Annotated in this window: 11 protein-coding genes, 1 tRNA gene and 1 pseudogene; 5 read left to right on the top strand and 8 right to left on the bottom strand. The window is 42.8% G+C overall.

The window, feature by feature from the left end:
- The 6 genes and pseudogenes from PN457_RS00185 to PN457_RS00160 form a co-directional block, all read right to left on the bottom strand.
- Positions 1-384: pseudogene (locus PN457_RS00185) on the bottom strand (type ISP restriction/modification enzyme); the annotation flags it as partial.
- Between the two features lie 97 nt (positions 385-481).
- Complete coding sequence (gene ftsH2, locus PN457_RS00180; protein WP_271730508.1) at positions 482-2,368, bottom strand: ATP-dependent zinc metalloprotease FtsH2; 1,887 nt, start codon at positions 2,366-2,368, stop codon at positions 482-484.
- Between the two features lie 381 nt (positions 2,369-2,749).
- Positions 2,750-3,244, bottom strand: a complete 495-nt coding sequence (locus PN457_RS00175) for a hypothetical protein (RefSeq protein ID WP_271730506.1) — start codon at positions 3,242-3,244, stop codon at positions 2,750-2,752.
- Between the two features lie 139 nt (positions 3,245-3,383).
- Positions 3,384-4,829, bottom strand: a complete 1,446-nt coding sequence (gene gltX / locus PN457_RS00170; RefSeq protein WP_271730504.1) for a glutamate--tRNA ligase — start codon at positions 4,827-4,829, stop codon at positions 3,384-3,386.
- Between the two features lie 148 nt (positions 4,830-4,977).
- Positions 4,978-5,051, bottom strand: a tRNA-Asp gene (locus PN457_RS00165).
- 113 nt (positions 5,052-5,164) lie between these two features.
- Positions 5,165-6,340, bottom strand: a complete 1,176-nt coding sequence (locus PN457_RS00160; RefSeq protein ID WP_271730503.1) for an esterase-like activity of phytase family protein — start codon at positions 6,338-6,340, stop codon at positions 5,165-5,167.
- A gap of 174 nt (positions 6,341-6,514) precedes the next feature.
- Between PN457_RS00160 and PN457_RS00155 the strand changes: the two genes are divergently transcribed.
- Together PN457_RS00155 and PN457_RS00150 are read left to right on the top strand one after the other, a co-directional pair.
- On the top strand, positions 6,515-6,805 hold the full coding sequence (locus tag PN457_RS00155) for a nucleotidyltransferase family protein (protein ID WP_200988190.1): 291 nt from the start codon (positions 6,515-6,517) through the stop codon (positions 6,803-6,805).
- Positions 6,802-7,140: a HepT-like ribonuclease domain-containing protein gene (locus PN457_RS00150; RefSeq protein WP_271730499.1), complete on the top strand. Its 339-nt coding sequence runs from the start codon at positions 6,802-6,804 to the stop codon at positions 7,138-7,140. Before PN457_RS00155 ends, PN457_RS00150 begins: the two co-directional genes overlap by 4 nt.
- A 29-nt stretch (positions 7,141-7,169) precedes the next feature.
- On the opposite strand, the gene PN457_RS00145 is transcribed toward PN457_RS00150, so the two are convergent.
- Complete coding sequence (locus PN457_RS00145; RefSeq protein ID WP_271730497.1) at positions 7,170-8,681, bottom strand: TM0106 family RecB-like putative nuclease; 1,512 nt, start codon at positions 8,679-8,681, stop codon at positions 7,170-7,172.
- 78 nt (positions 8,682-8,759) lie between these two features.
- Here PN457_RS00145 and PN457_RS00140 point away from each other — a divergent pair, with 78 nt between their 5' ends.
- Together PN457_RS00140 and PN457_RS00135 are read left to right on the top strand one after the other, a co-directional pair.
- Positions 8,760-9,947, top strand: a complete 1,188-nt coding sequence (locus PN457_RS00140; protein WP_271730495.1) for an aminotransferase class V-fold PLP-dependent enzyme — start codon at positions 8,760-8,762, stop codon at positions 9,945-9,947.
- 78 nt (positions 9,948-10,025) lie between these two features.
- Complete coding sequence (locus tag PN457_RS00135; RefSeq protein ID WP_271730511.1) at positions 10,026-11,108, top strand: glycosyl transferase; 1,083 nt, start codon at positions 10,026-10,028, stop codon at positions 11,106-11,108.
- 17 nt (positions 11,109-11,125) lie between these two features.
- Here PN457_RS00135 and hisC read toward each other — a convergent pair whose 3' ends face one another.
- Entirely contained in the window at positions 11,126-12,178 is a 1,053-nt protein-coding gene (gene hisC / locus PN457_RS00130; protein ID WP_271730509.1) for a histidinol-phosphate transaminase, read from the bottom strand.
- A 370-nt stretch (positions 12,179-12,548) separates the two neighbouring features.
- Between hisC and PN457_RS00125 the strand changes: the two genes are divergently transcribed.
- A complete protein-coding gene (locus tag PN457_RS00125; RefSeq protein ID WP_271730492.1) occupies positions 12,549-13,460 on the top strand; it encodes a hypothetical protein in 912 nt (303 codons plus the stop codon).
- The last annotated feature ends 29 nt before the right edge of the window (positions 13,461-13,489 follow it).

Genomic DNA, 13,489 nt, shown 5'->3' with positions numbered 1-13,489 from the left:
TAGGATGATTTCCCCTTGCTCTAAATTAGCTAATTGAGCAGTTTGCTGACATTCTCCATCTACATACCAACGAAATTCTAGGTAATTAGTTAAAATCAGGTTATAACCAATGTTTGATTCTAAATAGCGTTTGAGTTGTTCGGTTTTTTGGGTTTTAGCTAAATCAATATTAATATCTTTAGCTTCTATATATCCTAGGATGCGGTCATTTTTTCTGATGGTGAAGTCGGGAATACCTTGTTGATTACCTTTTTCTTCAATTGTGGCGTAAATTCCCATCATTAAACTTTCAATCAGTCTTTTTAAGCTGGGGTAATGACTACGTTCTCCACCGCGTTTGATGTTGGTTTGTAGGTCTTCGATGTAGTTGGTAAATTCTGTCATGGAGAATTACGGGAGTTTAGTTAAAGTCCGGGATCTGAGTAAAAAAAATAGGGACGGTCTTAACCATCCCCATTGCTGTCAAATTCAATTATAAGCTTTACAGCTGTGGTACATACTGAGCTTTTTCGGGTACTTCAGTGTACTCAGCGACGATTTGGCGGAATTCTTCGCCGTCAATGGTTTCTTTTTCGATGAGTAAATCTACTAGGCGATCGCAAGCTGTGCGGTGGTCGCGGATAATTTTCTTGGCGTTTTCGTAGCAATCTTCGGCGATTTTGCGGACTTGAGAGTCAATGCGAGCGGCGATAGATTCTGAATAATCAGAGCGGGTTGTCCAATCACGACCTAGGAATACTTCTCCCTGTTGGCTTTCCAAAGACAGCGGACCTAGGTCAGACATTCCGAACCGGGTCACCATTTGGCGAGCCATTCCGGATAACTGCTGTAAGTCGCCACCTGCGCCAGTTGTGACTTCCGCAGAGCCAAATACCACTTCTTCAGCAGCACGACCACCCAACGCACCGGTAATTCTAGCTTTGAGTTGAGAACGAGAAATTAAACCTTGTTCTTCATTGGGGGTAAACCAAGTTAAACCCTGTGCTTGTCCGCGGGGGATAAGGGTAACCTTTTGTACGGGGTCATGTTCTTTTAACAATGTCCCTACTAAAGCGTGTCCTACCTCATGGTAAGCAATCAAGCGTTTGCTCTTGCTATCTACTAAAGGAGTACCCTCCATACCAGCCACTACCCGGTCTACTGCATCATCAATTTCACTGAGGGTGATGGCTTCTTTGCGTCTTCTGGCGGTGAGGATGGCGGCTTCGTTGAGTAAATTGGCTAAATCCGCACCTGTGAAACCAGGAGTGCGCCGAGCGATGACTTCTAAAGATACAGTAGGGTCAAGTTTCTTATTGCGGGAGTGGACTTGTAAGACTTCCAAACGCCCTTTAATATCCGGTGCGTCTACAGTAACTTGGCGGTCAAAGCGACCGGGGCGCAATAATGCTGAGTCTAGGACATCGGGACGGTTGGTAGCGGCAATAATAATAATACCGGTGTTACCTTCAAAGCCATCCATCTCCGTGAGCAATTGGTTTAAGGTTTGCTCTCTTTCGTCATTACCGCCACCAATACCAGCACCCCGTTGTCTTCCTACTGCGTCAATTTCATCAATAAAGATGATACAGGGAGCGTTGTCTTTAGCTTTTTTGAATAAATCGCGGACACGGGATGCACCCACACCGACAAACATTTCTACAAATTCTGAACCGGAAATACTGAAGAAAGGTACACCAGCTTCCCCGGCGATCGCCTTGGCGAGTAAGGTTTTACCAGTTCCGGGCGGACCGACTAACAACACCCCTTTAGGAATGCGTGCGCCCACAGCGGTAAACCGTTCTGGCTGTTTCAGGAAAGTAACGACTTCTTGCAGTTCTTCTTTAGCTTCTTCAATACCTGCTACGTCGTCAAATTTCACCCCTGTTTTGGCTTCCATTTGAAACCGAGCCTTAGATTTAGCAAAGTTCATCGCTTGACCAGGACCACCGGGCATATTGCTAGAGCGACGGAACAAAAAGAACAATCCTGTAATTAAGAGGATGGGAAAAACCAGATTCCCCAACAGTCCCCAGATAGCGCCATCATTGCGCATGGGGTGAGCATCAAAACTGATGTTTTTCTCTTTGAGTTTGGTAATTAACTCAGGAGAATTAATTGGCAGATCCACCCGCCACCGTTGCACGCGATTTTCGATATCTTGATCGCTGGCTTCCACTATTGCTGTTCTGCCACCTTCATACAAATCGACACTATTAACACGGTTAGCGTCTAGGTATTCCAGGAAGCGGCCATAGGTCATACGGGTATTAGCTGCATTTTTACCCATTTCAGCGGTATTGCCAGCAAAAGCGCCTTGCCAGAGAAAAAAGCCAATCACTAAAGCCGGCAATGTCCAGAGTACCGCGACTCGCCAGGAGAATTTCATTTTAATTTGCCTCTAGATGCCAATACAATTAACCTTCCGTAGAAACTGATGATGCCATCATCTGTGACTAGGTTAGGTATGCCATTTTGTTTAATTTGATCTTTGATCATAAATCGCTGTAGCCATAGGGGACTAACGGCGATATCAAAAAGTATCTTAATTAAAGTTAACTTAATTTTAATACAACTTTGCATCAAGCGTGAAAAACTAAGGCGACGAAAAGAAAATTAAAATGCCCATAACCCCTATATCCCTGTCATGGCAAGGATTTCAACATTTCTGAAAAAATTGTTTCAAAGTCGGTGAGGCTTTGAAACAATAGTTGTGGATGTGTTGAAACAAAGAATTCCCCCCTCTCCCCAGTAGGTATTCACCTTGTCTTTACTTAACTTGGGTGATGTGTAATGTATAAGGGAAATACTTGTCTTTTTGGTATGAACCCACCCAAATTTGGTATATTCCGGGTAACCACTCCCCCACTATGCCGGGATTTTCGCGATCAAAGTCGTCATTACACCAAGTTCCGCCAGGTCCTTTGACAATCATGGTGGTGTCTTGAGGACTTTGTATTAATAATTTCAAATAGTCGAATCCAGTTTTTAACTCTAATGTATGTCCGGGGGTGAGGTGGAAAAATCCGGTACAGGCACCAGTGGCTGTTTGAGACCGCCCCGCAATTTGTCTTGCTGGTAGTGAACCCCCACTCATCCCCCGTACTTTCACTGGATCTGGAGAAAATTCTCGGTTGATAGTGATGTCCCCAAATATCGGTGGTGTTTCCTGGGCATTGGCTATGTCTTGAATTACAGATGTGGTGCCCAGTACAAATATGATCAAGAATAATCTTATCCCTTGGTTGATCACTATTTTCGACATTAAAGATTAGGTTTTGGTGGACACTAATTTTACACAGCAAGTTCCCAAAATGAGAGAAATTTACTGCTGGGGACTGGGAAAAGCAGGGAAAATTATCAAAAATTTCTCCCGGTCTTCTTGTCCCCTGTTCTGAAAGCGCCTAATTGGCGGCGGACATGGCTTGCTGTAAACGGGGTTTGTCTAAACTAATCTGATTGAGCAGTAACCAAGATTGAATTAGATCAGGTCCATGAACATCTCCAGTTAAGGCCGCTCTGAGCGATCGCATAACTAAGCCTTTCTTAAGTTTTTGCTCTTTTACCACTTGTTTAATGATTTCTTGGGCGGTTGCTTCTGACAGATGGGGGTGATTTTCCAAAGCTGCGATAATTCCCTGAATAGCAACCTCTGAACCTTCTTTTTGTAGTTGCTCCCTAGCTTCTGAGGTAAATTCTACTGTTTGAGTGAAAAAGGGTCTACTCATTTCCACCGCATCTGTCAGACGAGTTAAACTCTGGCTGATTAAAGTGACTAACTGCTCTAACCAGGGGCGTTCTCGTCCTCCCTCAAAGGTAAATTTAGCATCTTCCCAAAAGGGGATGATTAAATCTGTGAGTTGCTCCAGGGGCATATGATGGAGATACTGACTATTTAACCAATCCAACTTTGCCCAGTCAAATTTGGCTCCAGCTTTGTTCACCCGCTCAAAGCTAAAGTGTTGAGCCGCGGTTTCTAAGGTAAAGATTTCCTCTGTTGATTCCGGTGGCGACCACCCCAGTAAGGTCATGTAATTGACTAAAGCTTCAGAGGTGAAGCCCATTTTCTGAAAGTCAGAAATAGAAGTCACTCCATCCCGTTTGGAAAGTTTGCGCCCTTCCATATTTAATATCAGGGGTGTATGAGCAAATTCGGGAATTTTACCTCCTAAAGCTTCATATAACAAAATTTGTTTGGCGGTGTTGGCTATGTGGTCTTCTCCGCGGATAACATGACTAATTTGCATATCTATGTCATCAACTACAACCACAAAGTTGTACAGTGGTTGACCAATACCTGTTTCTGAAGCGCGGGCGATGACCATATCACCACCAAGGTCACTACCTCGCCATGTCATTGTTCCCCTAACTAGATCATTCCAGACAATTTCTCGCTCATCAGCAATTTTGAACCGAATCACACAGCTGCGCCCTTGGGCTTTAAAGGCTGCTTCTTGTTCTGGTGTCAGATTGCGGTGACGGTTGTCGTAGCGGGGAGCTTGGTTTGTGGCTTTTTGGGCTTCTCGTAGTGCTTCTAGTTCTTCTGAGGTGGTGTAGCAACGATAGGCTAATCCTTGTTCTAGAAGTTTTTCCACCGCCTCTTTATACATATCCAGGCGTTGGGATTGGAAAAATGGCCCTTCATCCCAGTTTAACCCCAACCAGCGAAAACCAGCCAGAATATTTTCGGTATATTCGGGACGCGATCGCTCTAGGTCTGTGTCTTCAACTCGTAAAATAAACCTCCCACCATGGTGGCGAGCAAATAGCCAATTAAACACAGCGGTTCTGGCTGTACCAATATGTAAATTCCCCGTGGGACTCGGCGCAATCCGGACTCTAACAGTCACAATTAATTCTCTCTTTCACAAAGCATCATCAATGTAGCTTATATCTAGACTGAAATCCTCAGTTTTAGGACTCAGCACCATAGACAAACATCCCCAAATACATATATTATGCTGCAGGGGATTTATAAATTATTGCTCGTAACCCAAACGGGACTGACGGGGCTCGAACCCGCAACTTCCGCCGTGACAGGGCGGTGCTCTAACCAGTTGAACTACAGTCCCTTGATTTCCAACTTTCTTAAGTTACCTCTTATTTAGATAATTGTCAAGTGTTTTTTGCAAAAAAATCAGATTTTTTTTCTGGCTGGTTTGGCGCTTCTAGTTAGCCGGGGTTGTTACCGCCTGATTAACCGGCGCAATAGTCTCATCAGCGGTGACTCAATCTTAACTTTAAAAGCCAGAAATTGGTTGCGCTGGAATGAATTAAAATTGTTATCACTGATCAAAATCAATGAACGATATCCATCAGGTAGATCCGGTCCAAAAGTTAAACCTTCGATATTATCTAAAACTACATCTAGACTTGTCAAATCTAAGAGCAATTTTTTCTCTGCGGGTTTAATTTTCTGTGAGTCCACTGCTAAAAGGCTGTTAATATTCTGAATATCATCAGCACCTTCTAGGGAAACCTCAAATAGAGAAACAGCAAATAACAACCCAGTAAAAGAGCGTTCTATACTCAGGAAATGTCCGCGGTTATCTAATGCTAGTAAATCCGGTAATCCACTACTAAACCTACCAGTAACATTGAGCATTTGTCCTACTGGTTCAGTTGGGTATAAAAATTCCTTTTCTGGTAGATTAGTGAAGAGATTATACTGTAAAATCCGCGAAGAAGTACCAACATTAGGTTTAGTAGCTGGGCCATCTTGAATCAGAGCATTTTCTGTGGCGGTGAATAAATACTGATGGTTAGGTGTGATGGTGAGGCTTTCAAAGGCTAAGTTATTGCGGATACCTTGCTGACCGTTTTTGTCTGGTAAAAACTTATTTGGTATGGGTAATGTTGTCAGCAATTTACCCGAGTCCAGGGCGAACTCTTGAATAAATGGATTAATTAATTGTCTCCCATCCCCCTCGGAAGAAATAAATACAGTGTCCCGATTAGTTACAGCAATACCTTCTGTATCTGTTTCACCGGGAGGAAAGGGTTGATTATCTTGATTTAAAAGTGTGGTCACACCCAGGGGAACAACATCGCCATTTTGCAGTTTACCTTTACTCAAGTCTATCTTCAGGGTATAAAATCGAGCGGGGGCTTTTTGTCCCCGGTCATCGGAGATAGCATAATAAACATCTTTGTTGGGGTCGTAAGTAATTCCAGATAATCCGCCAATTGCGTTGTTTTTCAGGGTGGAATTATGAGGTAAAATTGCTTCACCAATAAATTCTATCTGACTAATTTCGGCTGCGTATAATTGTGAATTATTCAGCAGTGGGGTGACCAAGATGATTGTCAGACTAATGGCAATGATTCCAGGGAATGATAAAAGTTTTTTAATTAGCTGCATATTATTTTGATTATGGGGGTTCTCACCCTCCCGCTAGGTTTTGATAGAATATATAGGCGGTGGAATGTTGAACTTGTAATTAATTATGCCAGTTAACTCAAGAGGCTGAAGAGAGTATATTTACAAAAAGAAAATGTTTTTGGCAAAATACCTATTGATTTCAGGAGTGGGTTTATGGGAATTGATGAGATACTCACGGCTCATCGTGAAGAAATCTTGAGGATTGCTGCTGAGTATGGAGGATATAATGTACGTGTTTTTGGTTCTATAGCCAGAGGTGAAGCAAGAGTAGATAGTGATATAGATTTTCTGATGGAAATTGAACCACAACGAACTTTATTAGACCAAATTGCTTTGATGCAATCCTTGGAGGAATTGCTCGGACGTAAGGTAGATATCACTGAACCAGACAACTTACACGAGGTGATCCGGGAAAGAGTTTTGGAGGAAGCAGTTTTTTTGTGAGGGATAACCGCCTATACTTAAGCAATATCAAGGAATGTATTGAGCGAATTGAATCTTATACATCTGAAGGACGGGAAGCTTTCATGCAAACACCCATGATTCAAGATGCTGTGATTCGCAATTTTGAAATTATTGGCGAAGCTACAAAAAGATTATCTGCTGAACTCAGAATATCTTACCCAAAGATACAATGGCAACAGATAGCAGGTTTTCGAGATGTACTAATTCACGATTACTTAAAGGTAAATTTAAATCTTATTTGGGGAGTTGTTGAGAAAAATTTGCCAGAACTGAAAGGGACTATTGAGGAAATTTTGCAGAATATGGGTGATTGAAGTGCAGCAGTTTAGCTCAATGGGTAAAATTAAGGAAGTGGGGGATGGGTATGATTTTGAAAAAAGGTAACTAGCCAATCCTTAACATTACGGGTAGCTCGACAATCATCCTCGTTATAACTTTGAATCACTTCGAGTAAAGTGCGATCGCCTGTTTCTAACCATTGGTCATACCAATAAATACACTTAGCACCACTAGCTTCTTTTTCCCGCCACTCAAAGCCCAACCAACGGGCGATCGCTTTAAGTGCATAGCTTTCTACGGGTAAAGCGACGGTTTTAGTTAACTGTTCATAGACATCAACAAACCGATTCAAAACAGGATAGACTAGGGAGTTAGGAGTTTGGTAGAGTTTCCCTAGGCGTTTGACAGTATCAACTTCATAGACGCAAAAATGATAAATTGGTGCTTGGGGATATTGCCAAACCAAATCTAAAAATTGCTGCCAAATTAATTCTTCTTCTTCTGGTTTTTCGGCGATAAAGGAATAGAATTTTTCCGTCTTGGCTTGCTGGTCAACCACCAAAATTCCCAACAAATAATCTAAATCCAAATCTGGCTGGGCTTCAATATCAAAATAAAGCTCTACAGGAGCGGTAAATAGAATATCTTCTTTTGGTAACCCATGGGGTAACATCAAAGGTTGTCTGTGGAGTACAGATTGGGCTTGTAATATAAGTTTGGCTGCAACTGCGCCATCAAAACCAGGAAGGTTTTCTAAAGTCTCAGGGGTAGTATGAGCTAGAGATTCTAGGGTAGTGATAGATAAAGCCTGAAGTTGGTCGTAGCGCAGGGGTGTTACCCCTGGTAACAGAGAAAGGTGTTGCTGTGATTGAGCGACCTGATAACAGTCATTATACCAGTGGCAAAGATTGCACTTTTGGCGGGAAATAAATACTTCTGGTGGTGAGGGTAACTGTAAGTCGTGGAGAAACTCTAGTAAAATGCTTTGCATTTGTGGAATCCATTTATCTAAATCCACTGCATAATCTCTGTTTTTTGTCCGCAACAGTAGCCAAGCGTTTTCGGGTATGATACCCTGTACCTTAGCCAATACTTGGGCGTGAAACGCTGCCACAACTTGATATTCTTGCTTAGGACGCTTACCCAATTCAATATTTACGGGTACATACATCCAATCCCCAAACCGAGATTGTCCCGACTGTTTTACCAGTAAATCAGGACGACTAAGAAAAGTGTATTTTGTATATTCTGGGGAAAGTGAAACATCTTCAGGAGTAGGAGCTACCAAATCATAGTACTCAGCTAAGAGTACACCGCGATAAATGTACTCAACCCCACGCTGCATTAATTCTAAAGTCGCTGCTTGAGCTGCTTCCCAGTCTCCTCGTGGATAATCTGGTTTGTAATAATCGCCCAACTCTGCCAAAATACTGGTACGATGGGCGGCCTTGTCTTGTTGTAACTTGAGTAGCAACTCATTAGCAGCATCCCGCTGGGGTCTATCGCCCTGAGCATCTAGGACAGGTCGGCGTTTGCAGCGTTGATATTGCAGTAATTGTTCAGCATTGATTAACATTCCTTTAAGTTAACAAGAATTTCAAAAATCTGGTCATGAGCCGGAGAGTAAACTGGTTTGTGAGCAAAATTGCTATTTATGACAAATATTTTGGCTACAGAAACTCAATTACATCAACATCGCGCACAATTTCCCGCTTTGGGAAATAAGATTTATTTTAATTATGGTGGACAGGGGCCAATGCCTCAAGGGGCAATGGATGCCATTACTCAAGCTGAAGCTGATACCCAACAAGCGGGACCTTTTGGTAATCAAGCTTACGCCCTAGTTGCACAAGCAAAGCAAAGTCTTAGGGAAGCTTTGGCTTGTGAGTTGCAAGCACCACCAGAAACTATTACCCTCACAGAAGATGTTACCGTTGGCTGTAATATTGCCATGTGGGGTATTGATTGGCGTGGGGGTGACCATATGCTACTCTCGGACTGTGAACACCCAGGAGTAATTGCTATTTCCCAGGAAATCGCCCGTAGGTTTGCTGTGGAAGTTACTATCTGTCCCCTCAAAGTAACTTTAAACACAGGCGACCCTGTAACGGTGGTTGCTCAACACTTACGCCCCAATACCCGCTTAGTAGTTCTTAGTCATGTTTTCTGGAATACAGGACAAGTTTTACCCCTTGACAAAATTATAGAAGTATGCAGAGCTAATAATTCCTTGGTGTTGGTAGATGCTGCTCAGTCTGTTGGCTTATTACCTTTAAATTTAACCGCATTGGGGGCGGACTTTTACGCCTTCACGGGTCATAAATGGTTATGTGGTCCTGGGGGTGTGGGTGGTTTATATGTCCGTCCCGAAGTTAGAGACAATTTACAACCCACATTTATCGGCTTACGTGGCATTGTGGTAGATAGTCAGGGTCAAAGGGTAAGTTGGCAACCGGATGGGCGAAGATATGAAGTATCGACATCGGCAACATCATTATATGCTGGTTTGACAGGGGCGATCGCCATTCATCAGCAATGGGGAACCCCACAACAACGTTATGAGCAAATCTGTGATCATAGTGAATACCTGTGGAGAAGATTAACAGACCTAGCCAATATCCGGTGTTTACGCACATCTCCACCCCAAAGCGGGATAGTTTCCTTTCAACTGTCTGAGGAAAAATCGGGGGTACATTTGCAGTTAGTACAATTCCTAGAGTCACAAAGAATATTAACTAGAACAATTGCTGATCCTGACTGTATCCGCGCCACTGTCCATTATTTGACCCTAGAAGCAGAAATTGACCAATTAATAGAGGCTTTACAAAGGTTTAGCCTTTAAGTAAGAGGAAGTGGGGAAAAGGTAGCATTGTATTTATGTCCCTCTTCCCCAATTTAAATTAGTCGTTACGAATTATCAATTATGCGGCCAATTTTATATGTAGCAATTACTAACCACGGTTTCGGTCATGCTACTCGCACGGCTTCAGTGGTATCAACAATTCAAAAATTATGTCCAGAAGTTTTATTGATTCTGGTCACCACCGCCCCCCGGTGGTTGCTAGAGTCCTATATAGAGGGGGATTTTATTCATCGTCCCCGGGCTTTTGATTTGGGTGTAGTCCAGGGAGACAGTTTGACAATGGATAAACCGGCGACTTTAGCACAGTTGCGGGATATTCAACAGCGTCAAAATTCCTTAATTGCCTCAGAAGTCAATTTTATCCGCCAAAACCGGGTGAATTTAATTTTAGCAGATATTCCTTTTTTAGCTCCTTTATTTGCTAAAGCCGCAAATATTCCCTGTTGGATGATGAGTAATTTTGGTTGGGACTTGATTTACCGACATTGGGGGGGTGAATTTATCACCATTGCGGATTGGATTAGTGAATGTTACTCTCAATGCGATCGCTTGTTTCGTTTGCCTTTTCACGAGCCGATGTCATCTTTTAGTAATATTACTGATGTGGGCTTAACTGGTGGTTACCCTCGTTACTCTGCCGAAGAACTGCGCGCTACTTGGGGAATTACTGCGCCCAAATCAAAAACGATATTAGTCACCTTCGGCGGTTTGGGGTTAGAAAAAATACCTTACGAAAATTTAGGAAATTTTCCAGATTGGCAATTTGTGATCTATGATCAATCTGCCCCAGACTTACCTAATGTCAGAAAGGTTAGCGGTTCCAAATACCGCCCAGTAGATTTTAGTCCTATTTGTGGGCGTGTGGTTTCTAAACCTGGTTATGGCACTTTTGCGGAAGCGACAAAACTTGATATACCTCTGGTGACCATTCCCCGGGATGACTTCGCGGAAGCTAATTTTCTGTTAGCAGGGATTGTGAATTATCATCACCATCAAATTATCACTTCCCAGGAATTTTTTAGCGGTAATTGGGATTTTTTGCGTCAAGAACCCCAGCAACCCCAGCAATCTCAAGGTTTAGCTAAAGATGGTAATGAAGCGATCGCCCAGGCTGTGATTGACTATTTTCACAGTTTGTAGTATGTAATAAAACCTAACTAGGAACAAATTTGACGGAGCGCCTCTACTAAAACTTGATTTTGTTGGTCTGTACCCACGGTAATGCGTAACTTATGATCCAGTCCTGGGTGTGGGAAGTAGCGTACTAAAATCTGTCGTTCTTTGAGCCGTTGATAGAGGAATTGAGCATTTTCTTGGGGGGGTTGTACGAATAAAAAGTTAGTCTGGGAATCCCCAACCTGAAAACCTAATTGTTTTAAGTCCGCGGCTAGTTTAGTCCGTGATGCTTTCACCTTGGCTACACAAGCATTTTTATAAGCTTGATCTGTCATAGCTGCGGCTCCCAATGCGCAGGCGATCGCATCAATGTTATAGCTATCCTTCACCTTAAACAACCCATCGAGTAAGCCAGGATTTGCCACCCCGAAGCCTAGACGTAACCCTGCTAAGGAGTAACCCTTAGAAAGTGTGCGAACCACAATTACGTTATCATATTCCTTCACCAAAGCCAGTGCATTCTCCTGTGCAAAATCTACATATGCTTCATCAATGACCAAAACCCCAGATAATCGGCTTGCTAGCTTTCTCAGGTCTTTCATGGGGACAATACACCCCGAGGGACTATTAGGGGATGCGATGAACGTCACATTTCCATCAGCGGTAATTAGTTCTTCCAGGGGGAATCTGTCATCTTCTCCATAGGGAATCTCAATAATTTCTGCCCCCTGTATTTGTACTAAGGTCACATATAGTACATAAGTTGGTATAGGGTAAACTACCTTTCTCCCGGGTTCAGCGCAGGTTCTAACTACTAGGTTCAAAACCTCATCACTACCATTACCGACAATAATCCAATCATGGGGAACACCCAAAACCTTGCTTGCGGCTCGCCGGAACTCTCCGCCTAAAGGTTCTGGATAACGTCGTAACCATTCCCCGTTAATATTCTTCAGCAGGTCTAGCACCACCGGTGAAGGAGGATAAGGATTTTCGTTACTATTAAGTTTAATTATCTCTAGGCCGGGTTGGGGTTGTTCGCTGGGGACATAGCTAGCCATTGTCCTGATATGATTGCGAAAATAGTTATTTATCATAGTTTATTAGGTAACTAAATTAGCTAAAGCCTTTTTCAGGCTCATGAAGTACACACCAATTCCCTATTCCCTGTTCGGTGTGTTCCCTGTTCCCTCAAACTAAAAAAATTTGTACCTCACGACCATGGGAAATGCTATATAACCTTGACACAGAGAAGTCATTAGCTTAATAGTAGTGAGTTGGTGTGAGCATGAGCTAGTTTTTGTCTAGGCGAGAAACTCCCATAACCCTAACTCCTGACTCAGGGTAGTCTAGTCACCTGGACTTCATATTCTTTAGTGTGTACTTATGGGATTTTATCAGCCTGTCACATGCCGCCTATAGTATCTCAAAAAAATTATTGCTTGTACAAAAAAACTAACAATTATGTCATCTAATGAACCTACCCCCAATGGAATTAATGAGGCTGAAACTCAACAACCCGCACCTGAAGCTGAAGAAGTAAGTATCGATACTGAAAATCAGGTAGAGATTGAAGAACCTGAAGCAATCTTTCAAGCTATTGGGGTAATTGTTGGAGATGTCAACCTGAATGAAGATGGTAAAAACACTGTTACTATTGGTAATTTTGATTACCCACTTTTTTACATTCCCCAAAAACGCAAAGTATTTGACGCTCTGATTAAAGAAATAGAAACTACTGGGAACCGTACTTTTAGGTTGGTTGTTTATCCTAAAGTCATTCATTTTCCCCGTAGAGATCAACCCCATAGCGTCACTTTTCAGCTAGTTGGCTTTGACAGAGGGCGAGAAAAACAGACAGTTTCAGCGGAGCTAGAAGACAACGAGTTTAAATTCTCAGGACTATGGCAATTTATCCCCGTCTGTCAAACCCCCTGTATTTCTGTTTTCCGCAATTTTACTCGCGAAAGACTTGAATATATTAAACAAGCGGAGGCCAGTAAAAAAGTCAAATTTATGAAGGCTAGCCATCTACCCTTATTCTGGAAGGACTCACCGGTTAGACCTTTCCGATTTAATCCCAAAGCTGAAAAAGAAGACCAAGGACATGCGGTATTTGTCTCATTGAAAGCCAAATTTCTGCCTGGGCGTAATGTCTTCGGTTTTGTGGCCCTATTAGCGCCACCCCAAGAAACCGCACCTAGATTTCTCAAAGCATCTAAAAAGGATAAAGCTACGGCGCTGCAGGAATCTAGAAAAAATCAACCCACGGTACCGCCAGTATCCAAAAAGGTTGATACCAAGCCCAGCAGTAATCTACCCAAAACTATTATCAAAAAGAAGTCCCCAGAGGCTAAAAACGACGGCGAGAAATAGGTTCAGCCCACAGGCTCACGCCTGTGGGC

Source organism: Anabaenopsis arnoldii (assembly GCF_028331025.1).
GTDB classification, from domain to species: domain Bacteria; phylum Cyanobacteriota; class Cyanobacteriia; order Cyanobacteriales; family Nostocaceae; genus Anabaenopsis; species Anabaenopsis arnoldii.
The sequence above is the reverse complement of the archived record's forward strand: the minus strand, read 5'-3'. Positions and strand labels throughout refer to the sequence as shown.